Origin of the sequence: Streptomyces sp. UW30 (assembly GCF_008042075.1) — a bacterium.
Lineage (GTDB): Bacteria > Actinomycetota > Actinomycetes > Streptomycetales > Streptomycetaceae > Streptomyces.
Window position 1 is genome coordinate 1,141,326 of sequence record NZ_RDBN01000037.1, and the last position, 21,572, is coordinate 1,162,897.

General features: G+C 70.0%; 19 protein-coding genes. 11 read left to right on the forward strand and 8 right to left on the reverse strand.

Annotated features, from left to right (window positions below):
* Positions 1-121 precede the first annotated feature (121 nt).
* Complete coding sequence (locus EAO75_RS23885; RefSeq protein WP_147997089.1) at positions 122-2,599, forward strand: alpha-L-arabinofuranosidase C-terminal domain-containing protein; 2,478 nt, start codon at positions 122-124, stop codon at positions 2,597-2,599.
* A 48-nt stretch (positions 2,600-2,647) separates the two neighbouring features.
* Here the strand turns inward: EAO75_RS23885 and EAO75_RS23890 are convergent, their stop codons facing one another.
* Positions 2,648-3,331 carry a DUF6215 domain-containing protein gene (locus tag EAO75_RS23890; RefSeq protein ID WP_147997090.1) on the reverse strand — a complete coding sequence of 228 codons (684 nt, stop codon included), beginning with the start codon at positions 3,329-3,331 and terminating at the stop codon, positions 2,648-2,650.
* Positions 3,332-3,501: 170 nt separating this feature from the next.
* Here EAO75_RS23890 and argC point away from each other — a divergent pair, with 170 nt between their 5' ends.
* Genes argC through EAO75_RS23915 form a run of 5 tightly spaced genes read left to right on the forward strand, consistent with a single transcriptional unit; the run spans position 3,502 to position 8,356 of the window.
* Positions 3,502-4,530, forward strand: coding sequence for an N-acetyl-gamma-glutamyl-phosphate reductase (gene argC / locus EAO75_RS23895; RefSeq protein ID WP_147997091.1), 1,029 nt, complete (start codon positions 3,502-3,504; stop codon positions 4,528-4,530).
* On the forward strand, positions 4,527-5,678 hold the full coding sequence (gene argJ, locus EAO75_RS23900) for a bifunctional glutamate N-acetyltransferase/amino-acid acetyltransferase ArgJ (RefSeq protein WP_147997092.1): 1,152 nt from the start codon (positions 4,527-4,529) through the stop codon (positions 5,676-5,678). The genes argC and argJ overlap by 4 nt, the downstream gene beginning before the upstream one ends.
* On the forward strand, positions 5,675-6,589 hold the full coding sequence (gene argB / locus EAO75_RS23905) for an acetylglutamate kinase (RefSeq protein WP_147997093.1): 915 nt from the start codon (positions 5,675-5,677) through the stop codon (positions 6,587-6,589). The genes argJ and argB overlap by 4 nt, the downstream gene beginning before the upstream one ends.
* Entirely contained in the window at positions 6,586-7,791 is a 1,206-nt protein-coding gene (locus tag EAO75_RS23910) for an acetylornithine transaminase (protein ID WP_147997094.1), read from the forward strand. Before argB ends, EAO75_RS23910 begins: the two co-directional genes overlap by 4 nt.
* A 19-nt stretch (positions 7,792-7,810) precedes the next feature.
* Positions 7,811-8,356, forward strand: coding sequence for an arginine repressor (locus tag EAO75_RS23915; protein WP_147997095.1), 546 nt, complete (start codon positions 7,811-7,813; stop codon positions 8,354-8,356).
* Positions 8,357-8,517: 161 nt separating this feature from the next.
* On the opposite strand, the gene EAO75_RS23920 is transcribed toward EAO75_RS23915, so the two are convergent.
* The 6 genes from EAO75_RS23920 to EAO75_RS23945 all read right to left on the reverse strand — a co-directional run bounded on the left by EAO75_RS23920 (position 8,518) and on the right by EAO75_RS23945 (position 14,172).
* Positions 8,518-9,321 carry an FAD:protein FMN transferase gene (locus EAO75_RS23920; RefSeq protein ID WP_261989391.1) on the reverse strand — a complete coding sequence of 268 codons (804 nt, stop codon included), beginning with the start codon at positions 9,319-9,321 and terminating at the stop codon, positions 8,518-8,520.
* Positions 9,314-10,387, reverse strand: a complete 1,074-nt coding sequence (locus EAO75_RS23925) for an FMN-binding protein (RefSeq protein WP_147997096.1) — start codon at positions 10,385-10,387, stop codon at positions 9,314-9,316. The genes EAO75_RS23920 and EAO75_RS23925 overlap by 8 nt, the downstream gene beginning before the upstream one ends.
* 37 nt (positions 10,388-10,424) lie before the next feature.
* A complete protein-coding gene (locus tag EAO75_RS23930; protein ID WP_187284560.1) occupies positions 10,425-11,807 on the reverse strand; it encodes a ferric reductase-like transmembrane domain-containing protein in 1,383 nt (460 codons plus the stop codon).
* Positions 11,808-11,902: 95 nt separating this feature from the next.
* Positions 11,903-12,604 carry a L,D-transpeptidase gene (locus EAO75_RS23935; RefSeq protein WP_147997097.1) on the reverse strand — a complete coding sequence of 234 codons (702 nt, stop codon included), beginning with the start codon at positions 12,602-12,604 and terminating at the stop codon, positions 11,903-11,905.
* A gap of 3 nt (positions 12,605-12,607) precedes the next feature.
* A complete protein-coding gene (locus tag EAO75_RS23940; protein ID WP_147997098.1) occupies positions 12,608-13,195 on the reverse strand; it encodes a pyridoxamine 5'-phosphate oxidase family protein in 588 nt (195 codons plus the stop codon).
* Between the two features lie 128 nt (positions 13,196-13,323).
* Positions 13,324-14,172, reverse strand: a complete 849-nt coding sequence (locus EAO75_RS23945) for a hypothetical protein (RefSeq protein ID WP_147997099.1) — start codon at positions 14,170-14,172, stop codon at positions 13,324-13,326.
* Between the two features lie 272 nt (positions 14,173-14,444).
* On the opposite strand from EAO75_RS23945, the gene argH reads away from it, so the two are divergent.
* The 4 genes from argH (at position 14,445) to EAO75_RS23965 (ending at position 19,159) form a co-directional block, all read left to right on the forward strand.
* Positions 14,445-15,878: an argininosuccinate lyase gene (gene argH, locus EAO75_RS23950; protein WP_147997100.1), complete on the forward strand. Its 1,434-nt coding sequence runs from the start codon at positions 14,445-14,447 to the stop codon at positions 15,876-15,878.
* 151 nt (positions 15,879-16,029) lie between these two features.
* On the forward strand, positions 16,030-17,001 hold the full coding sequence (locus tag EAO75_RS23955; RefSeq protein ID WP_147997101.1) for an aldo/keto reductase: 972 nt from the start codon (positions 16,030-16,032) through the stop codon (positions 16,999-17,001).
* An 80-nt stretch (positions 17,002-17,081) separates the two neighbouring features.
* A complete protein-coding gene (locus tag EAO75_RS23960; protein WP_222723981.1) occupies positions 17,082-17,633 on the forward strand; it encodes a TetR/AcrR family transcriptional regulator in 552 nt (183 codons plus the stop codon).
* Entirely contained in the window at positions 17,630-19,159 is a 1,530-nt protein-coding gene (locus EAO75_RS23965) for an MFS transporter (RefSeq protein ID WP_147997103.1), read from the forward strand. The genes EAO75_RS23960 and EAO75_RS23965 overlap by 4 nt, the downstream gene beginning before the upstream one ends.
* Positions 19,160-19,307: 148 nt before the next feature.
* Here EAO75_RS23965 and EAO75_RS23970 read toward each other — a convergent pair whose 3' ends face one another.
* The gene (locus EAO75_RS23970; RefSeq protein WP_147997104.1) at positions 19,308-19,982 is read right to left on the reverse strand and encodes a lysophospholipid acyltransferase family protein; all 675 of its coding nucleotides are present in this window, start codon (positions 19,980-19,982) and stop codon (positions 19,308-19,310) included.
* Positions 19,983-20,349: 367 nt separating this feature from the next.
* Here EAO75_RS23970 and EAO75_RS23975 point away from each other — a divergent pair, with 367 nt between their 5' ends.
* Positions 20,350-21,525: a glycerophosphodiester phosphodiesterase gene (locus tag EAO75_RS23975; protein WP_147997105.1), complete on the forward strand. Its 1,176-nt coding sequence runs from the start codon at positions 20,350-20,352 to the stop codon at positions 21,523-21,525.
* Positions 21,526-21,572 lie beyond the last annotated feature (47 nt).

Genomic DNA, 21,572 nt, shown 5'->3' on the forward strand with positions numbered 1-21,572 from the left:
CCTCGCTTCCGACACTTTCGATCCTGCTCGACCCGTTGACGCTCTTCCGCCCCCTCCCTATCTTGCCGTTCGAAGTGCTGATCAGCGTTTGATATTTCGAACAACGAGCCGCGGAGTATCCATGTCACGCACCCGCTGGAGATACGGCACGGCCGCCACCGCCCTGTTGGTGGCGGCCGGCCTCATCCCCACCGTCAACGCTCACGCCGAGGACGTCACCGACTACTCGATCACCGTCGACCCCACCGCCCAGGGCGCGAAGATCGACGACACGATGTACGGCGTCTTCTTCGAGGACATCAACCGGGCCGCGGACGGTGGTCTGTACGCCGAGCTCGTGCAGAACCGGTCCTTCGAGTACTCCACGGACGACAACCGGTCGTACACGCCCCTCACCTCCTGGACGGTCGTCGGCACGGGCCAGGTCGTGAACGACGCCGGCCGCCTGAACGAGCGCAACCGCAACTACCTCTCCCTGGGCGCCGGTTCATCCGTCACGAACGCCGGCTACAACACGGGCATCCGCGTCGAGCAGGGCAAGAAGTACGACTTCTCGGCGTGGGCCCGCGCCGGGAGCGGCACCACGTTGAGCGTCGCCCTCAAGGACGCCGCCGGTGCGCTGGGCACCGCCCGCCAGGTGGCCGTGAAGGGCGACTGGGCCCAGTACAGGGCGACGTTCACCGCGACCCGCACCAGCAACCGCGGTCGCCTCGCCGTCGCCGCCACCGACGCGGCCGCCCTCGACATGGTGTCGCTGTTCCCGCGCGACACCTACCGGAACCAGCCGAACGGCCTGCGCAAGGACCTCGCCGAGAAGATCGCCGCCCTGCACCCGGGCTTCGTGCGCTTCCCCGGCGGCTGCCTGGTCAACACCGGCTCCATGGAGGACTACAGCGAGGCCTCCGGCTGGCAGCGCAAGCGCTCCTACCAGTGGAAGGACACCGTCGGCCCGGTCGAGCAGCGCGCGACGAATTCCAACTTCTGGGGCTACAACCAGAGTTACGGCCTCGGCTACTTCGAGTACTTCCGCTTCTCCGAGGACATCGGCGCCATGCCGCTGCCCGTCGTCCCGGCCCTGGTGACCGGCTGCGGCCAGAACAAGGCCGTCGACGACGAGGCGCTGGTAAGGCGGCACATCCAGGACACCCTCGACCTCATCGAGTTCGCCAACGGGCCGGCGACCTCGAAGTGGGGCAAGGTCCGTGCCCGGATGGGCCACCCCAAGCCCTTCCGCCTCACTCACCTGGAGGTCGGCAACGAGGAGAACCTGCCCCACGAGTTCTTCTCCCGCTTCCAGCAGTTCCGCGCCGCGATCGAGGCCAAGTACCCCGACATCACGGTCATCTCCAACTCCGGCCCGGACGACAGCGGCACGACCTTCGACACCGCCTGGAAGCTGAACCGCGAGGCGAACGTCGCGATGGTCGACGAGCACTACTACAACAGCCCCAACTGGTTCCTCCAGAACAACGACCGCTACGACTCCTACGACAGGAACGGCCCGAAGGTCTTCCTCGGCGAGTACGCCTCCCAGGGCAACGCCTGGAAGAACGGCCTCTCCGAAGCCGCGTTCATGACCGGCCTGGAGCGCAACGCGGACGTCGTCAAGCTCGCCTCGTACGCCCCGCTGCTCGCCAACGAGGACTATGTCCAGTGGCGGCCGGACCTGGTGTGGTTCAACAACCGCGCCTCCTGGAACTCCACGAACTACGAGGTCCAGAAGCTGTTCATGAACAACGTGGGCGACCGGGTGGTCCCCTCGAAGGCGACGACCACGCCGGACGTCAGCGGCCCGATCGCCGGCGCCGTCGGTCTGTCGACGTGGGCGACCAGTGCCGCGTACGACGACGTGTCGGTCACGGCGGCGGACGGCTCGACGCTGCTGAGCGACGACTTCTCCGGTGACGCCTCGAAGTGGACGCACACGGGCGGCGGCAGCTGGAGCGTCACGGACGGGCAGTACGTGCAGACGGACGCCGCTGCCGAGAACACGATGGTCTCGGCCGGCGACCCGACCTGGCACGACTACGACCTGCATGTGAAGGCCACCAAGAAGTCCGGCAAGGAGGGCTTCCTCGTCGCCTTCGGTGTCAAGGACACCGGCAACTACTACTGGTGGAACCTGGGCGGCTGGAACAACACCCAGTCCGCGATCGAGCAGGCCGTGGACGGCGGCAAGGGCACGCTGATGACGAAGGCCGGGTCGATCGAGACGGGCCGCGCCTATGACATCGACATCAAGGTGCGCGGCCGCCAGGTCACCCTGTACCTCGACGGTCAGGAATGGGGCGGCTTCACCGACGACAAGCCGGCCGAGCCGTTCCGCCAGGTCGCCACCTCGGACGCCCGCACCGGTGACCTGATCGTCAAGGTCGTCAACGCCCAGCCGGCCGAGGCCCGCACCGCCATCGACCTGGGCGGCGCCAAGGTCGCCGGCACGGCCAGGGTCACCACCCTGGCCGCCGACCAGGACGCGGTGAACACAGAGACGGACGCGCCGGTCACCCCGACGACGTCGACCGTCTCCGGGGTCGCCGCCAAGTTCACGTACACCTTCCCCGCGAACTCCGTGACCTTCCTGCGGATCAAGCAGAGGTGACGGCATCCGGATGGGCGCTGTCCGCGGACAGCGCCCATCCGGCACGCATCAGCTGCCGGCGGCCCACCCCGGGACCGTCGGCAGGATCTTCTCGGCGACCCGCAGCAGTACGGCGTCGTCCGGCACCATGCCGTCCGAGCGCCACAGGGTCACGTCGAAGGACCCGCCGCCGTCCTTCGCGTCCTGCGCCACCATCAGGGAGCGGAGCGGGACCCCCGGACCGCTGTCGGTGTCGCCCCCGTCGAGACGGAAGCTGATTCTGATCGTGCGGTCCGAGTACAGGACCGCCGGACGGCCCAGAACCGTGCGCTGCTTCGGCTCTCCGAGCAGCTCATGGGCCCCGGCCACGGGAAGGTCGTCGTAGGTGGCCGAGAGCGTCACGGTGTAGGTGTCGAACTCGATCTCGGCGGTGGGCATCGGGATGTCCTTGCCGCCCTCCAGTCCGACGGAGCCGTCGTTGCTCTGGACGGTCTTCGCGCTCTCCGCCGGTGTGCCCAGCAGCTCGGCGAGGTCCTTACGGTGCAGTGCCTCGCACAGCTGCGCCCCGGTCACCCGTCCGGTCGGCTTTCCGGGTTCCTCGTCGGAGCAGGTGGCGGGGGGTGGGCCACTGTTCCCGGGCCTCGCCTCGGAAACCCACAGAGCGCCACCGATCGCGGCGAACAGCGCCACCGCCGCGAAGGCCTGTCTCCATGCGTTCGGGCCCTTCACGGGCGCGCCGACGTCTTCGGCCATGTCCCCCACCTGCCGTGATCCCCTGATGTTCGCCCGGGGACACTAGCTCAGGGGCATGTCCAGGACAAAGCTGGTTTTTCTCGGCCCGCTCCGGGCGCGGGTCACGGTGAAGCGTGATTGCATAAACCTGCGGCGATACGTATAGTCATGCCGTCTAAGAGGAGGATTCCATGGCGGTACGTGCGGCAGTGGCCGGAGCGAGCGGATATGCGGGCGGGGAACTGTTGCGTCTGCTCCTGGCCCACCCCGAGGTCGAGACAGGAGCCCTGACCGCCAACTCGAACGCCGGGCAGCGGCTCGGTGCGCTCCAGCCGCACCTGCTGCCCCTCGCCGACCGCGTGCTCCAGGAGACGACCCCCGAGGTCCTCGCCGGGCACGACGTCGTCTTCCTCGCCCTGCCGCACGGACAGTCCGCCGCCGTCGCCGAGCAGCTCGGCCCGGATGTGCTGGTCGTCGACATGGGCGCCGACTTCCGGCTGAAGGACGCGGGCGACTGGGAGACGTTCTACGGCTCCCCGCACGCCGGCACCTGGCCGTACGGCCTTCCCGAGCTGCCGGGTGGCCGCGCCGCGCTGGAGGGGTCCAAGCGCATCGCGGTACCCGGCTGTTACCCGACCGCCGTCTCGCTCGCCCTCTTCCCGGCCTACGCCGCCGGCCTCGCCGAGCCCGAGGCCGTGATCGTCGCCGCCTCCGGCACGTCCGGCGCGGGCAAGGCGCCCAAGCCGCATCTGCTGGGCAGCGAGGTCATGGGCTCCATGACGCCGTACGGCGTCGGCGGCGGCCACCGGCACACGCCCGAGATGATCCAGAACCTCAGCGCGGCCGCGGGGGAGCGGGTCTCCGTCTCCTTCACGCCGACCCTCGCGCCGATGCCGCGCGGCATCCTCGCCACGTGCACCGCGAGCGCGCGCCCCGGTGTCACGGCGGACTCCGTCCGCGCCGCCTACGACAAGGCCTTCGCCGACGAGCCCTTCGTCCACCTCCTCCCGGAGGGGCAGTGGCCCGCCACGGCGTCCGTCTACGGTTCGAACGCAGTTCAGGTGCAGGTCGCATTCGACGCCGCCGCGAACCGCATCATCGCGATCAGCGCCATCGACAACCTGACCAAGGGAACGGCCGGCGGCGCCGTCCAGAGCATGAACATCGCCCTCGGGTTTCACGAGAACACCGGGCTTTCCACGATCGGAGTCGCACCGTGAGTGTCACGGCAGCCAAGGGATTCACGGCGGCGGGCATCGCCGCCGGGATCAAGGAGAACGGCAACCCGGACCTGGCCCTCGTGGTCAACAACGGGCCCCGCCGTGCCGCCGCCGGTGTCTTCACCTCCAACCGTGTGAAGGCAGCGCCGGTGCTGTGGTCCGAGCAGGTGCTGAAGAGCGGCGCGGTGTCCGCCGTCGTCCTCAACTCCGGTGGCGCCAACGCCTGTACGGGGCCGAAGGGCTTCCAGGACACCCACGCCACCGCCGAGAAGGTCGCCGAGGTGCTCGGGCGGGGCGCCATCGAGGTCGCCGTCTGCTCGACCGGCCTGATCGGTGTGCTGCTGCCCATGGACAAGCTGCTCCCGGGCGTCGGGACCGCCGCCGCCCAGCTCTCCGAGCACGGCGGCGAGAAGGCCGCCATCGCCATCAAGACCACGGACACCGTCCACAAGACGTCCGTCGTGACGAAGGACGGCTGGACCGTCGGCGGGATGGCGAAGGGCGCCGGCATGCTCGCCCCCGGCCTCGCCACCATGCTCGTCGTCCTCACCACCGACGCCGCCCTCGACAACGACGTACTGGACAAGGCGCTCCGGGCGGCGACGCGCACGACCTTCGACCGCGTCGACTCCGACGGCTGCATGTCCACCAACGACACCGTGCTGCTGCTCGCCTCCGGGGCGGCCGACGTCACTCCGGAGTACGCCGAGTTCGCCGAGGCAGTGCGGGCCGTCTGCGACGACCTCGGTCAGCAGCTGATCCGGGACGCCGAGGGCGCCAGCAAGGACATCAAGGTCGAGGTCATCAACGCCGCGACCGAGGACGACGCCGTCGAGGTGGGCCGCTCCATCGCCCGCAACAACCTCCTCAAGTGCGCCATCCACGGCGAGGACCCCAACTGGGGCCGCGTCCTGTCCGCGATCGGCACGACGGCCGCCGCCTTCGAGCCGGACCAGCTCAACGTCGCCATCAACGGCGTCTGGGTCTGCAAGGACGGCGGCGTCGGCGAGGACCGCGACAAGGTCGACATGCGCTACCGCGAGGTGCACATCGTCGCCGACCTCGCCGCGGGCTCCGAGACCGCCACCATCTGGACCAACGACCTGACCGCCGACTACGTCCACGAGAACAGCGCCTACTCCTCATGAGCAACTCACCCGCGCGCAAGCACACCGCGCTCCCCAAGGCCCAGATCCTCATCGAGGCGCTGCCCTGGCTCGTCCGGCACAACGGCAAGACCGTCGTCATCAAGTTCGGCGGCAACGCCATGATCGACGAGGAACTGAAGGCAGCCTTCGCCCAGGACGTCGTCTTCCTGCATCACGCCGGGCTCAAGCCGGTCGTCGTGCACGGCGGCGGCCCGCAGATCAGCGCCGCCCTCGACAAGCACGGCATCGTCAGCGAGTTCAAGGCCGGACTCAGGGTCACCACCGAGGACGCCATGGACGTCGTACGGATGGTGCTGGCCGGGCAGGTCCAGCGGGAACTGGTCGGACTGCTCAACCAGCACGGCCCGCTCGCCGTCGGCCTGACCGGCGAGGACGCGCACACCATCACCGCCACCCGGCACCAGCCCGAGATCGACGGTGAACTCGTCGACATCGGCCGGGTCGGCGAGATCACCGACATCGACACGGGCGCGATCGAGGCGCTGCTGGCCGACGGCCGGATCCCGGTCGTCTCGTCGATCGCCCGGAGCCAGGACGACCACCATGTCTACAACGTCAATGCTGATACGGCGGCTGCGGCACTCGCTGCTGCTCTTGGCGCCGAAACCCTCATGGTCCTCACGGACGTCGAGGGCCTCTACGAGGACTGGCCCAACTCCGACGAGGTGATCAGCCGCCTCACCGCTTCCCAACTGGAGAAGCTGCTGCCGGAGTTGAGCTCCGGCATGGTGCCGAAGATGGAGGGCTGCCTGCACGCCGTGCGGGGCGGCGTGAACACCGCCCGGGTCCTCGACGGCCGGGTCCAGCACTCCATCCTGCTGGAGATCTTCACCGACGAAGGAATCGGCACGATGGTCGTGCCGGACGCGCCTGAGGGGGACGCCGAATGACCGGGACCGCGACAAACGCCGAGTACGCCGAGCGGTGGCAGGGCTCGCTCATGAACAACTACGGCACCCCGCGGCTCCCTCTCGTACGCGGCGAGGGCCTCAAGGTCTGGGACGCGGAGGGCCGCCAGTACCTCGACTTCGTCGGTGGCATCGCGACCAACGCGCTCGGGCACGCCCACCCCGCGATCGTCGAGGCCGTCAGCAAGCAGATCGCGTCTCTCGGTCACATCTCCAACTTCTTCATGGCCGAGCCGACCGTCGCCCTCGCCGAACGGCTCCTGGAGCTCTTCGGCCGGGACGGCAAGGTCTTCTTCTGCAACTCCGGCGCCGAGGCCAACGAGACCGCGTTCAAGATCGGCCGGCTGACCGGGCGCACCCACATGGTCGCCACCGACGGCGGCTTCCACGGCCGCACGATGGGCGCCCTCGCGCTCACCGGCCAGCCCGCCAAGCAGGAACCGTTCCTGCCGCTGCCGGGCGACGTCACGCACGTGCCGTACGGCGACGCGCAGGCGCTGGCCGCGGCGGTGACCGAGGAGACGGCCCTGGTGATCATCGAGCCGGTCCAGGGCGAGAACGGCGTCGTGGTCCCGCCGGCCGGCTATCTCAAGGCGGCGCGGGCGATCACCGCGGCCACCGGGGCGCTGCTGGTCCTGGACGAGGTGCAGACCGGCACCGGGCGGACCGGGAACTGGTTCGCGTACCAGGCCCACGAGGGCGTCCTGCCGGACGTCGTCACCCTCGCCAAGCAGCTCGGCGGCGGGCTGCCGCTGGGCGCGACGGTCGCGTTCGGGCGGGCGGCGGAGCTGCTCAAGCCCGGGCAGCACGGGACGACCTTCGGGGGGAACCCCGTCGCGTGTGCCGCGGGGCTGGCCGTACTGGACACGATCGCGAACGACGGGTTGCTGGAGAACGTCAAGCGGCAGAGCGAGAAGTTGCGCGACGGAATCGAGGCTCTCGATCACCGGCTGATCGATTATGTCCGGGGTGCGGGCCTGCTCCTGGGTATCGTGCTCACCGAGCCGCTCGCCGCCAAGGTGCAGCAGGTGGCTCAGGACGCCGGATTCCTGGTGAACGCGCCCGCCCCCGATGTCGTACGGCTCATGCCGCCGCTGAACCTCGGGGACGATCAAGTGGAGGCGCTTCTTCAGGCCCTTCCCGGCATCCTGGACGGGGCCGACACGGCCGACGGGGAAGGATGATCCGGAGAATGAGACGACGATGAGTCAGGCGCAGGAGCACGAGCACAACGGAGCCGCCGGGGTTTCCGTGCCGCAGACCCGCACCGCGCGTCACCGCCGGATCGTGGACATCCTCAACCGGCAGCCGGTGCGGTCGCAGAGTCAGCTGGCGAAGCTGCTCGCCGACGACGGGCTGAGTGTCACTCAGGCGACGCTGTCCAGGGATCTGGACGAGCTGAACGCGGTGAAGATCCGTAACAACGACGGTGACCTGATCTACGCGGTGCCGAGCGAGGGGGGTTTCCGGACCCCTCGGGCGCCGTTGGGGGAGTCGGCGAAGGAAGAGCGGATGCGGCGGTTGTCGCAGGAGTTGCTGATCTCTGCGGAGGCTTCTGCGAACCTCGTGGTCCTGCGGACCCCTCCGGGGGCTGCGCAGTTCCTTGCCTCGGCCATCGACCAGGCTGAGCTGCACGACATTCTCGGCACGATCGCCGGTGACGACACGTTGCTGTTGATCAGCCGGAATCCGACGGGTGGGCAGGCTCTCGCCGATCACTTGCTGAGGCTGGCTCAGAACGGACACTGAGCGGGGTGGTGGGGTTGTGAGCCGGCTGCGGGTGGTTCGTGGCTCGCGCATTCGCCGCGCCCCTGAAACCCGCTGAGCTGCGGGCAGTCGTGCCGCTCGGGCGGCTCCCGACCCAAAGAAGCGGCACCCCGCCGGCGCGGGCGCACGTACCCACGCTCACCTCAGCCCAGACGCGCCGCCAGTCCCCCCGTGCACCGCACCTCGTCGCCCGCCGTGATCAGCAGGGCCTCCACGTCCGGCAGGGACTCCAGCCAGCGCAGGCCCTGACGCGAGCCCATCGCGAAGGCCGCTGTTGCCCAGCAGTCCGCCCAGGTCAGCTGGGGGGCGACCACCGTGACCGCCACCAGGTCCGTCACCGCGGAGCGGCCCGTGCTGGGGTCGACTATGTGGGCGCCGCGTTCCGCCGTGCCGGAGGTGGCCACCGCCAGTTCGTCCAGCCCCGCCGCGGAGATCACCGCGGCCAGGCCGCCCGGGCGCAGCGGGTCGGACACGCCCACGCGCCAGGGGAGTTGAGGGCCGGGCACGCCGAGGAGCTGGACGTCGCCGCCGCCGTTGACGCTGACTCCGGTCACGCCGGGGACGTCCGCGATGCGGCGGGCCGCACGTTCGACCGACCAGCCCTTGACGATGCCCGTCGGGTCGAAGCGGCCCTCGTACGTCGTGCTGAACCAGCCCTCGCTGAGCCGCTCCGCCTCGGCGCCCAGGTCGAGGATCTCGGTGACCTCGGGGTCGCACTCGTCGATGGTCAGCTGCCCGCGCGCCAGCCGGGAGATCTGGCTGTCGTCGCGGTAGGTGCTGAACACCTCGTCGACCCGGTGCAGCCCGGCGACCGCCTCCTGAAGCGCCGACTGCACGGCACCGGAATCCCCGCCGCGGACGTCGAAGGAGAAGACCGTCCCCATGACCTCCTCCGCATGACGTACCGCTGCGGGCGCTTCTGTCGGATCCGCCACGGTGTCAGCCACCGGCCTGGTCCAGAGCCGACTGGAGGGACTCCTTGTAGCCGGCGCTGGTGTACGTGGCCCCGGACACCGCGTCGATGTCGGCGCTGCCGGCCGCCACGGCCGCCTGGTTGAGCTTGGGTACGGCGTCGGCGGTGACCTGGTCGCTCCGGCCGCCCTTGGGTGCCTGGACCGTCTCGGCCTTGGTGATCTTGCCGCCGGCGACGGTGACACGGACCTGAACCGCCCCGTACTGGGTCTGCGAGACGCTGCCCGTGACCGTGCGGGCCTGAGCGGCGCCGCCCCCCGAACTCTGGGAGCCGGAGCCCTGTGCCGAACCGGCGCTCGCCTTCGCCTTGTCCAGGGCCGACTGGAGGGATTCCTTGTAGCCGGCGCTGGTGTAGGTGGCTCCGGAGACGGCGTCGATGTCGGCGGTTCCGGCGGCCACGGCGGCCTGGTTGAGCTTGGGTACGGCGTTGGCGGTGACCTGGTCGCTCCGGCCGCCCTTGGGTGCCTGGATCGTCTCGGCCTTGGTGATCTTGCCGCCGGCGACGGTGACACGGACCTGAACCGCCCCGTACTGGGTCTGGACGGCGTCGCCGGTGACGGTGGCGGCCTGGGCGGAGCCGCCCGAGCCCTGGGAGCCGGCGCTCGCGTTCGCCTTGTCGATCGCCGACTGGACGGACTTCTTGTAGCCGGCGCTGGTGTACGTCGCCCCGGAGACCGCGTCGATGTTCGCGCTCTGCGCGGCGACCACCGCCTGGTTGAGCTTGGGTACGGCGTTGGCGGTGATCTGGTCGCTCTGGCCGCCCTTGGGTGCCTGGACCGCCTCGGCCTTGGCGATCTTGCCGTTGGCCACGGTCAGCCGCACCTGCACGGCGCCGTACTGGGTCTGCGCCGCGTCACCGGTGACCGTGCCGGACGCCGCCTGGGCGCCGCCCTGGGCCGAGGCCGCCGGCGGTGCGCCGACGCCCGCCGCCTGCGCGGAACCCGGGTCGGACGCCGGCTTCAGCGACAGCAGCAGCACGATCCCGGACACGGTGGCCGCGCCGGCCAGCACGAACCGCCGGATGGGGTGACTCTTCCTCATGGCTTCTACAGCTCCTGAAGTCTTGAAGTCCCGTCGCTCACATCTCGAACGACTCGTGATGGATGCGGCGGGCGGGCACACCCGCGCCGCGCAGTGCTTCGTAGACGGACTGTGCGAAGCCGGCCGGCCCGCACATGAAGACGTCGTGCTGGTCGATGTCGGGCAGCTTCTGCTGCAGCCGCTCCGCCGAGATGTCGGGCCGCTCGCCGTCGGGGCTGTTGACCGCGTACATCAGCCGGGCGCCGCGCTCGTCGGCGATCTTGGACAGCTCGTCCCACAGCGCCAGGTCCTGGGTGCTGTTGGCCCGGTAGAGCAGGGTGATGTCGCCGGACGCGCCGGGCAGCGTCTCGAAAAGGGCCCGCATCGGGGTGATGCCGACGCCGCCCGCGACCAGCAGCACCTTGCCTCGGCTGCGGCGCTGGGCGGTCAGGGCGCCGTACGGACCCTCGGCCCACACCTTGGTGCCGGGCCTCAGGTCGCGCAGCCGGGACGTGTGGTCGCCGATCGCCTTGACCGTGATGCGCAGCATGTCGGGGCGGGGCGCCGCCGACAGGGAGTACGGGTGGGAGCTGAACCGCATGCCCGGCGCCTTGAAGCGCCAGCGGAAGAACTGCCCCGCCTCCGCGCCCATCCGATGCAGCTTGCGGCCGCCGATCAGCACCGACACGATGCCCGGCGTCTCCTCGATGACCGCCTCGACATACATCCGGTGCCGCAGATTGAGGCGGATCGGAGTGAGGATCCGGTACCAGACCACCGCCGCGGTCACCGCCCCGTACAGCCCGTACCAGAAGGTCTTGGCGAGGGGCTCGACGGCGAACTCGTTGCCGGTGGTGATCTGGTGCCAGAACGTCAGATAAACGGCCGCGTACGTCAGCAGGTGCACGTGGTACCAGGTGTCGTACGGGATCCGGCGGCGGATGCCGCCGATCGAGATGAACGCGATGAAGAAGAGCAGCCCGGTGCCGATGGCCGCCTTGCCCATGTCCGGCAGCGTGTTCACCGAGTCGATCGTCTGCTGGACGATGTCGCCGAGCGTCTTGCCGGCCTGGAGCGCGTACCCCCACATGATGAGGAAGACGTGCGCGATGACCAGGCAGACCGTGTACCGGCCGCTCATCGCGTGCCAGCGCGCCGTCCGGTCCGAGCCCACCCGCCGCTCCAGCGCGGGCACCCGCGCCATCTGGAGCACCACGAGCGCCATCAGGTAGCCCGCGAGCAGACCGGTGATCCGGCCCGCGGCGATGATCTTGGCGGTGTTGTCCGCGAGGGACGGCGTGTTGTCCCACCACAGCCACAGCACCGCCGCCGCGCCCGCCCATAGGGCGATCACCAACGGTACGGCCGGGGAGCGGCGCGGGCGGATGCGGCGCATCGTCTGGCGTCGGGCGGCACGGCCGCCCGCGAGCGTGGTGGTCACGGTTCCTCCGGGGACGGGAGCAAGGGGAGTGCGTGGGCGTGGTCCCTTGGCCCAGAGATACGTGCGGGGAGGTCCGTGTGTTCAGCGGTATTCGCTCAGTACCGGGTGATGGCTGTCGGCCCGTTCGCCGTGCCGATCGCGATGTGCGGTCTCCGTAGCGGTTCGGCCCACTTGAGGATGCGCCGCATGGCGTCCGCGGGCACCGACACACAACCGGCCGTCGCCCCACGCCCCTTCACATGGAGGAAGATCCCGGCGCCGCGCCCCTTCACCGGACGCGCGTAGTTGAAGCCGATGACCAGCGCGTGCGCGTACAGCGCTCCGTACGAGATCAGGTGCTCGGACTCGGCGGCCCGGCAGTCGCGCGCCCGCGGCTCGGTCCAGCGGTTGTAGACGCGGGAGTCGTTGTCCTGGCACCACCAGGAGCCCTTGTGCACGCGCCGGTACTTGTACGCCGTCCCGCGCGGGGCCGCCTTGATGCCGAAGGCGTACGGCAGCCCGTAGAGCCCCGTCGGCGTGGTGTTCGTGCTCTGCTTGCGTCTGGTGCCCTCGACGAGGCCCTTCGCCCCGAACCGGGCCGATGCGGATCCGGCCCTCACCCACCGGCCGTCGACACGGTCCCACCAGGTGACCGTCCCCGACGTCGAGCGGGCCCGGTGCGCGACGGCGGTGATCAGCTGGGTGCCGCCCCCGGTGTCGGCCATGCGCGCGGGCAGCGGCCGCGGCGGTCCTTCGCCCGGCGCGGCGCCGAGCACGAGGAGGGAGGCGGACGCGAGGGCGACGACACCGGGGCGCATGGCTCAGACGCTAGACGGGGGCAGCGGCAACGGCAGCCCGGGTAGGCCATCCAGGCTGCTCGCGATGTACTCCTTCTTGGCGAAGTACGCGCTGAGGGAGTCGTCGTCCTCCCGGGCGAACCGCTTGCCGTGCAGGTCGCGGTCCTCGTCGTACGTCATCAGGGGGACCGCGTAGCCGCAGGAGTCGCGGATGTGCTCGGCCCGCACGACGACGATCGCACGCAGGCCGTGCAGGGACGGGTCGATGTCGGGGAAGTGGCCGAGCAGTTCCTTGAACCGCGGGTCGTCGCGGAAGACCGCCTCACCCTGGCCGTGCACCCGCACGATGTTGGGCGGCCCCTGGAAGGCGCACCACATGAGGGTGATGCGGCCGTTCTCCCGCAGGTGCGCGATGGTCTCGGCGTTGGAGCCGGCGAAGTCGAGGTAGGCCAGCGTGAGTTCGTCGAGGATCGCGAAGGAGCCCTTGAGGCCCTTGGGGGAGAGGTTGACCGTCCCGTCGGCCGACAGGGGCGCGGTCGCGGTGAAGAAGAGCGGCTGCTCTTCGATGAAGGTGCGGAGCCTGCCGTCTATGCGTTCATGAGTTTTTCCCACGTCCACCGAGTATGGACGGGGATCGTTCGCCTGTCTAAGGAATTGCGGGGTCCATTTGACGTCACCTCGACGTCACCATGGCCGCCCCGGCCGGCGTGCCAACGGGGCGGCCATGGCTGCCTGTCACCTCACTTGGTGAGCGTGCAGGCGGCGAGGGAGGCGAGTCCCTGCGGCTTGGCCGCCGTACGGCCGATGGAGATGGCGATGCGGTCGATCGTCGACACCCGCTTGTCCTTCAGAGGGCCGAGGATGGCGTTCTGGACGAAGTTGGGCCCGCCCTGGCCGACCGAGGACGCGAGTCGGTTGTTCGCCTCCTGGATCTGGGTGTTGAGCAGGGCGAGGTTGCGGTCGACCTCGGCCTTCGCGGTCGCGGGGACCGCTGGGAGCTTCGACTTCACGTCGGGGCAGGAGATGGCGCCCGCGGCGTTGGCATTGCCTGTGTTGCCCGCGTTTCCGGTATTTCCGCTGTTCCCCGTGTTGCCGCCTGCCTGCTGCGTCGGGGTCGCGGCGGCCGCGTTCCCGTTCGCGTTGAGGGTGCACGGCGCCAGCGAGTCCAGGCCCTGCGGTCTGGCGGCCGTGCGGCCGATGGCCGTCGCCATGCGGTTGATCGTCGCCACCCGCTTGTCCTTGAGGGGGCCGAGGATGGCGTTCTGGACGAAGTTGGGCCCGCCTTGGCCCACGGTGTCCACCAGCCGCTTGTTCGCCTCCTGGATCTGCGTGTTGAGCAGCGCGAGGTTGCGGTCGATCTCCGCCTTCGCGGTCGCGGGGACCGCCGGGAGCTTCGACTTCACGTCGGGGCACGAGACCGTGCCGGGTCCGGCCAGTGTCCGGGCGTTCGTGCCGCCGCTCTTCGAGGACGCGGTCGTCTCCCCGGCGAGGGCGAACCCGGCGATCACCGTGCCGGACAGCGCCACCGCGGCGGCGCCGCCGATGAACGTGACGCGACGCTTGTTGTACTTCGGAAGAGCCCTGGACATGCGGATGCCTCACTCGGGTTCGAGGTGTCGTCGTTTACGAACGCGGCGCCTGCGTTCGGCGAGAAGTACGGGAAAGCGGTTTCTCGCGTTCAAAGGGCGGCGCGAATTCCCACCATCGGCCGTCCGAATTGACGAATCATGCAGACCTCTGCATACTCATGCAAGTCAATGCATGGTGAGCGTGGTGACTGCGCACTAGCCTGACGACCGCCTCCTCGTTCACGCCACGAGGAGGCGGTGCCACACCCGGACCCTCCCGAGGAGCACAGCGAGTGAGCAGCAACAGCGGTGACGTACGGCTCTGGGGCGGCCGTTTCGCCGACGGTCCCGCCGAGGCCCTGGCCAAGCTGTCCGCGTCCGTCCACTTCGACTGGCGGCTGGCGCCCTACGACATCGCCGGTTCGCGTGCCCACGCGCGCGTGCTGCACAAGGCGGGGCTGCTCACCGAGGACGAGTTGCAGCGCATGATCGCCGGGCTGGACCGGCTGGAGGCGGACGTGGCCGCCGGCGACTTCGTGGGCACGATCGCCGACGAGGACGTCCACACCGCGCTGGAGCGGGGCCTGCTGGAGCGCCTCGGCCCGGACCTGGGCGGCAAGCTGCGCGCCGGCCGGTCCCGCAACGACCAGGTCGCGACCCTCTTCCGGATGTACCTGCGCGACCACGCCCGCGTCATCGGCGGCCTGATCGCGGACCTCCAGGACGCGCTGGTCGGCCTCGCGGAAGCTCACCCGGACGTGGCCATGCCCGGCCGCACCCACCTCCAGCACGCTCAGCCGGTGCTCTTCGCCCACCACGTCCTGGCGCACGTCCAGTCCCTGTCCCGGGACGCCGAGCGGCTGCGCCAGTGGGACGAGCGGACGGCCGTTTCGCCGTACGGCTCGGGCGCCCTCGCGGGTTCCTCCCTCGGTCTGGACCCGGAGTCGGTGGCGAAGGACCTCGGCTTCGAGCACGGTTCGGCCGCCAACTCGATCGACGGCACGGCCTCCCGTGACTTCGTCGCCGAGTTCGCCTTCATCACCGCGATGATCGGTGTGAACCTCTCCCGGATCGCCGAGGAGGTCATCATCTGGAACACGAAGGAGTTCTCCTTCGTGACCCTGCACGACGCGTTCTCCACGGGCTCGTCGATCATGCCGCAGAAGAAGAACCCGGACATCGCCGAGCTGGCGCGCGGCAAGTCCGGCCGCCTGATCGGCAACCTGACGGGTCTCATGGCGACCCTCAAGGCCCTCCCCCTCGCCTACAACCGCGACCTCCAGGAGGACAAGGAGCCGGTCTTCGACTCCTGTGACCAGCTGGAGGTCCTGCTCCCCGCCTTCACCGGCATGATGGCGACCCTCACCGTCCACCGCGAGCGCATGGAGGAACTGGCCCCGGCCGGCTTCTCCCTCGCCACCGACATCGCCGAGTGGCTGGTCAAGCAGGGCGTCCCCTTCCGGGTGGCCCACGAGGTCGCCGGCGAGTGCGTCAAGGTGGCCGAGGCCGAGGGCAAGGAACTGGACGGCCTGACGGACGAGCAGTTCGCGAAGATCAGCGCCCACCTGACGCCGGAGGTGCGGACGGTGCTCAACGTGCCGGGAGCGCTGGCGTCCCGCAACGGCCGTGGGGGTACGGCACCGAGTGCGGTGGCGATCCAGCTGGCAGAGGTGAAGCGGGACGTGGCGGCGCAGCACGAGTGGGCGACGGCCAAGAAGGCGCGTTAGGGCAGCGCCCCCAGGGGCGCGGGGAACCGCGCGACAAGCCACGACGATCCCGCACTCGCCATCACACCGCACAACCCGAGGTCTGAAGCGAAGGMCATCGCGGGTTACGTTGGTCGACAGCCGTACCGGACCCGACCGAACGGAGCCCGCGATGCCCTTCGCCCGACTGGCCACCGCAACAACCCCCACCTGCCACATCGGACTGGGCCTCGCCGCAGTGGGCCGCCCCGGCTACATCAACCTCGGCCGGGACAACGACCTCGGAGACAACCGCAGCGCCGAAGCGCTGCGCACCCGCACCCACGAACTCCTCGACGCCGCCTACGCCCAGGGCGTCCGCTACTTCGACGCGGCCCGCTCCTACGGCCGTTCCGAGGGGTTCCTGGCGGACTGGCTGAACGCCCGCCCCGACATCGACGACATCGTCGTAGGCAGCAAATGGGGCTACACCTACACCGCCGACTGGACCACCGACGCCGAGAAGCACGAGGTCAAGGACCACAGCCTCCAGACCTACGAACGCCAGCGCGCCGAGACCGACGCCCTGCTCGGCGACCGGCTCGACCTCTACCAGATCCACTCGGTGACCCCGGACAGCTCCGCCCTCACCGACAAGGACCTCCACGCCAGGCTGGCCGAAGCCGCGGCCGCCGGCCTCACCATCGGCTTCTCCACCAGCGGTCCCGCCCAGGCCGACGCCATCCGCGCCGCCCTCGCGGTGACCGTCGACGGCGAGCCCCTCTTCCGTACCGTCCAGTCGACGTACAACGCCCTGGAGACCTCGGCCGCCCCCGCACTCGCCGAGGCCCATGACGCCGGGCTCACGGTGATCGTCAAGGAGGGCATGGCCAACGGGCGGCTGGCGGACCCGTACGCGCCGGACGCGCTCAAGGCGGTCGCCGAGGAGACGTCTCTCGGCTGCGACGCCGTCGCCCTCGCGCTGGTCCTGCGTCAGCCCTGGGCCGGCGTGGTCCTCTCCGGCGCCGCGACGACCGTACAGCTCGCGTCCAACCTGCATGCCGCCGTCGTCGACCTCGACGAGGATCAGCTGGAGAGCCTGGCGGCGCTGGTGGAGGAGCCGGGCGCGTACTGGGGGCGGCGCGGGCAGCTGCCCTGGCACTGAGACACCCTGCGTGCAGGAGACCGTGAGCTTCGCATGCCTTGAATGAGACAATGATGTCTCACATGGGCTATGGTCGTCTCATGGCCGTCGATCGTGACCACGTGCTGCGCGCTGCCGCCGCCCTGCTGACCCGTAAATCCACCGCGACCATGGACGAGGTCGCCAAAGCCGCCGGCATCAGCCGCGCCACACTGCACCGGCAGTTCGCCGGGCGGGACGCGCTCGTGCGGGCGCTGGAGTCGCTCGGCATCGCGGAGTGCGAGGCCGCGGTGGACTCGGCGCGGCTGGACGAGGGGCCGGCGAGTGACGCCGTGCACCGGCTGGTCCGCGAGATCGAGCCCGCGGCCGGACTGCTCGCCTTCCTCTACACGGAGAACCAGCTCTTCGAGGGCGAGCAGCAGAACGCGGGCTGGGCGCGCATCGACGACCGGATCGCCGCGCTCTTCAGACGCGGCCAGCAAAGCGGCGAGTTCCGTATCGACCTCAGCCCGCTCTGGCTCACCGAGGCGCTCTACGGCCTCCTGGGCTCTGCGGCCTGGGCGGTCGCGGAAGGCCGGGTCGCCCGCAACGACTTCACCCACATGATCGTCGAGCTGCTGCTCGGCGGCGCAATCCGGAGAGAGGAATCATGACCAGCACCCTGCAGTCGGCGACCACGACCGAGGCGGTGACCAAGCGCCCCGGTCGTTGGCTGGCGCTGTCCGTCCTCGTGCTCGCCGTGCTGCTGGTGGCCGTCGACGCGACCGTCCTCGGCCTCGCGACCCCCTACATCAGCGAGGACCTGAAGCCCTCCGGCACCCAGCTCCTGTGGATAGGCGACGTCTACTCCTTCGTGATCGCCGGTCTGCTCGTCTCGATGGGCAGCCTCGGCGACCGCATCGGCCGCAAGCGGATCCTGCTCGTCGGCGCCACGGCGTTCGGCGCGATATCCGTGCTCAACGCCTATGCGACGACGCCGGAGATGTTGATCGTCGCGCGCGCACTGCTCGGTGTCGCCGGCGCCACCCTGATGCCGGCCACGCTCGCCCTGATCCGCAACCTCTTCCACGACCCGCGCGAGCGCAGCCTCGCCATCGGCATCTGGGGCGCGACCGCGTCCGCCGGTACCGCCGTCGGCCCGATCGTCGGTGGCTTCCTGCTCGAACACTTCTGGTGGGGCTCGGTCTTCCTGATCAACCTGCCCGTGATGGCGGTCCTGGTCGTCGTCGGCATCAAGCTGCTGCCGGAGTCGCGCAACCCGAACCCCGGTCCCTGGGACATGATCAGCGTCGTCCTGTCGCTCGTCGGCATGATCGGCGTCGTGTACGCCGTCAAGGAGGCGGCCGCAGTCGGCTTCACGTGGACCATGCTCGCCGCGGGCCTGCTGGGCGCGGCCGCGCTGTACGGCTTCGTACGCCGCCAGCTCACCCTGCCGGCCCCGCTGCTGGACATGCGGCTGTTCCGCAGCCGCGGCTTCAGCGGCGCGGTACTGGCCGACCTGCTCACCATCCTCGGCCTGTCCGGCCTGGTCTTCTTCCTCTCCCAGTTCCTGCAACTCGTGCAGGGCAGGGGTCCGTTCGAGGCGGGTCTGGCCGAACTGCCCGCCGCGATCGGCGCGGTCGTGGCCGGTCTGATCGCCGGTCGCGCGGCCCGCCGCTTCTCGGTACGGGTCGTGGTCTCCGGCGGCCTCGCGGGGATCGGCCTCGCCCTGGCCGCGCTCACGGTGATCGACCGCACGACGGGCTACCCCCTGCTCGGCGCCGCCCTCCTGGTCGTCGGCATCGGCGCGGGCTTCTCCTTCACCGTGACGTCCGACGTGATTCTGTCCTCCGTACCGAAGGAGCAGGCGGGCGCGGCGAGCGCCGTCTCCGAGACGGCGTACGAGCTGGGCGCGGCGCTGGGTATCGCCGTGCTGGGCTCGATCGTGACGGGCGTCTACCGGGACTTCACGGGCCCGACGGGTACGCCGGCCGAGGCCCACGAGTCGCTGGGCGGCGCGGTGGAGGCGGCGGCCGGAATGCCGGCGCAGACGTCCGAGGCGATGCTGGACGCGGCCCGCAGTTCCTTCGTCGACGGCCTCGCCCTGGCGTCGGGAGTCGGGGCGGCCGTACTGCTGGCGGCGGCGGTGGCAGCGTGGTTCCTCCTGCGCGGCCAACGCCTGGAGAACGCCGCTTCGTAGCGGAGCACACGAACGGCGGGCCGCCGACCGAGCGGCCCGCCTGTGTAGCGCCCCGAAGGGGCGCGGGGAACTGCGCGACAAACCACGACGGACCCGCGGTCGACCGACAGCCGGCAGTCCCTCGAACCGCCCGGCCGAACCGGCGGAGCTACGCCGCTTCCTTGGCCTTGCTCGCGTACATGTCCACGTACTCCTGCCCCGACAACCGCATGACCTCAGCCATCACGGAGTCGGTCACGGCCCGCAGCACATACCGATCCCGGTCCATCCCCTCGTACCGGGAGAACTCCATCGCCTCCCCGAACCGCACCGTCACCTTCCGAGGCCGGGGCATCCCCGCCCCACCCGGCTGGATCTTGTCCGTGCCGATCATGGCGAACGGGACGACCGGCGCCCCGGTCATCAGCGTGAGGCGCGCGATGCCGGTGCGCCCCCGGTACAGCCGTCCGTCGGGCGAGCGCGTGCCCTCGGGGTAGATCCCGAAGACCTTGCCCTCCTCCAGGATCCGACGTCCGGTCATCAGCGCCGCGACGCCGCCCCGGCCACCGTCCCGGTCCACCGGGATCATGCCGACGCCCGTGAAGAACCAGGCCATCAGGCGGCCCTTGATGCCCTTGCCGGTGACGTACTCGTCCTTGCCGATGAAGAGGACCTGACGGTCGCAGACCAGCGGGAGGATCATCGAGTCGATGAAGGTGACGTGGTTGCCGGCCAGGATGACCGGACCGTCACCCGGGATGTGCTCCGCGCCCTCCACCTGTGGGCGGAACATCAGGCGCATGATCGGTCCGAGCACTGCCTTGATGAGCGCGAAGCGGGACAACGGGCCCTCCGGTGTCAAGGGATTCGTAGAAGTCTGTGCAGGTGAGGACGATACTCGCGGTTCAGGGGGTCCCGCACATCGGGTGGCCCGACTTCACTCAGGTCTTACTCGCCGTTGACCCACGTTTACCTGCGGTGACGCGCCGTGAACCGTCCGTAACACGCACGCAATGATGTGACGGACATCGCTCGCGGGCGCTCTGTGCGGGTGCCCCGCAGGTCCGCGGTGAATCCCGACGCGTCGTCACCTCGCCCTTCTCACGCGACATCCGGAGTCCCCCGCGAGTTACGCCCCGGGTCTCCCGCCTGTCATGGACGCGCACCTACGATCGGCGCGCATCGATGAGGAGAAGGCAGGAAGGGCGCTCATGGGAACCCAGGAGAACGAGCAGACGGCCGAGACCGGTCGGCGGAGGCTTCTCGGCGCGGCCGTGCTCGGCGCGGGCAGTGCGGTCCTCGGCCTGTCCGGAACGGCGAGGGCCGCGGAGGCCCGGCACGGAGGCGGTGGCGTGAGCGGTGGTGTGAAGAGCCTGCCCAAGCCGACGATCATCGGCCATCGCGGCGCGAGCGGCTACCGGCCCGAGCACACCCTGGGCTCCTACCAGCTGGCCCTCGACATGGGCGCCGACATCGTCGAGGCGGGTGACCTGGTGCCCACCAAGGACGGCCATCTCGTCTGCCGGCACGAGCCCGAGATCGGCGGCACGACCGACGTCGCTGACCACCCCGAGTTCGCCGACCGCAAGAAGACGAAGTCCCTCGACGGCGTCGCCACGACCGGCTGGTTCACCGAGGACTTCACGCTCGCCGAGCTGAAGACGCTGCGCGCGACCGAGCGCATCCCGGCCAACCGCCCGCACAACACCCTCTACAACGGCCGCTGGGAGATCCCGACCTTCGAAGAGGTCCTGAAGTGGCAGGAGGAGCAGACCCGCAGGCGCGGCAAGCAGGTCTGGATCTACCCCGAGCTCAAGCACCCCACCTACTTCCGCAAGCAGGGCCTCGCCCTGGAGGAGCGGGTCGCCAAGGTGCTGCACAAGTACGGCAGGGACAGGCGGAACTCGCCGGTCATCATCCAGTCCTTCGAGCCGACCAGCATCCAGCGCATGAACAAGCTGGTCGACAACCCGCTGGTGGTCCTGCTCTCCGGCGCGACGACCCGTCCCTGGGACTTCGTCGAGACGGGTGACCCGCGCACCGTCGCCGACCTGGTCAAGCCGGCCGGCCTGCGCGAGATCGCCTCCTACGCCCAGGGCATCGGCCCCACCCTGGACCTGGTCATCCCGAAGGACGCGGGCGGCAACCTCACCACGCCCACGACGCTGGTGGCGGACGCGCACAAGGTCGGCCTGATCCTGCACCCCTACACGATGCGCAACGAGAACCCCTTCCTGCCCGCGAACTTCCGCAAGGGCACCGACGCGGACGCCTACGGCGACGTCTTCGGCGCCTACAAGACGTACTTCGCGACCGGCATCGACGGTGTCTTCACCGACAACCCCGACACGGGCCTGCTGGCCCGCGAGGACTTCGTCAACGGCTGAGACCCGCGCCCCGGTTGGGGTGACTGTCGGCCGCCCGGGCAACCCCA

What these genes read in the sequence shown, in the direction of transcription:
- EAO75_RS23885 (WP_147997089.1), top strand. Translation starts at nt 122, where the DNA reads ATGTCACGCACCCGCTGGAGATACGGCACGGCCGCCACCGCCCTGTTG.
- EAO75_RS23890 (WP_147997090.1), bottom strand. Translation starts at nt 3,331, where the DNA reads ATGGCCGAAGACGTCGGCGCGCCCGTGAAGGGCCCGAACGCATGGAGA.
- argC (WP_147997091.1), top strand. Translation starts at nt 3,502, where the DNA reads ATGGCGGTACGTGCGGCAGTGGCCGGAGCGAGCGGATATGCGGGCGGG.
- argB (WP_147997093.1), top strand. Translation starts at nt 5,675, where the DNA reads ATGAGCAACTCACCCGCGCGCAAGCACACCGCGCTCCCCAAGGCCCAG.
- EAO75_RS23910 (WP_147997094.1), top strand. Translation starts at nt 6,586, where the DNA reads ATGACCGGGACCGCGACAAACGCCGAGTACGCCGAGCGGTGGCAGGGC.
- EAO75_RS23915 (WP_147997095.1), top strand. Translation starts at nt 7,811, where the DNA reads ATGAGTCAGGCGCAGGAGCACGAGCACAACGGAGCCGCCGGGGTTTCC.
- EAO75_RS23925 (WP_147997096.1), bottom strand. Translation starts at nt 10,387, where the DNA reads ATGAGGAAGAGTCACCCCATCCGGCGGTTCGTGCTGGCCGGCGCGGCC.
- EAO75_RS23935 (WP_147997097.1), bottom strand. Translation starts at nt 12,604, where the DNA reads ATGCGCCCCGGTGTCGTCGCCCTCGCGTCCGCCTCCCTCCTCGTGCTC.
- EAO75_RS23945 (WP_147997099.1), bottom strand. Translation starts at nt 14,172, where the DNA reads ATGTCCAGGGCTCTTCCGAAGTACAACAAGCGTCGCGTCACGTTCATC.
- EAO75_RS23955 (WP_147997101.1), top strand. Translation starts at nt 16,030, where the DNA reads ATGCCCTTCGCCCGACTGGCCACCGCAACAACCCCCACCTGCCACATC.
- EAO75_RS23960 (WP_222723981.1), top strand. Translation starts at nt 17,082, where the DNA reads ATGGCCGTCGATCGTGACCACGTGCTGCGCGCTGCCGCCGCCCTGCTG.
- EAO75_RS23965 (WP_147997103.1), top strand. Translation starts at nt 17,630, where the DNA reads ATGACCAGCACCCTGCAGTCGGCGACCACGACCGAGGCGGTGACCAAG.
- EAO75_RS23975 (WP_147997105.1), top strand. Translation starts at nt 20,350, where the DNA reads ATGGGAACCCAGGAGAACGAGCAGACGGCCGAGACCGGTCGGCGGAGG.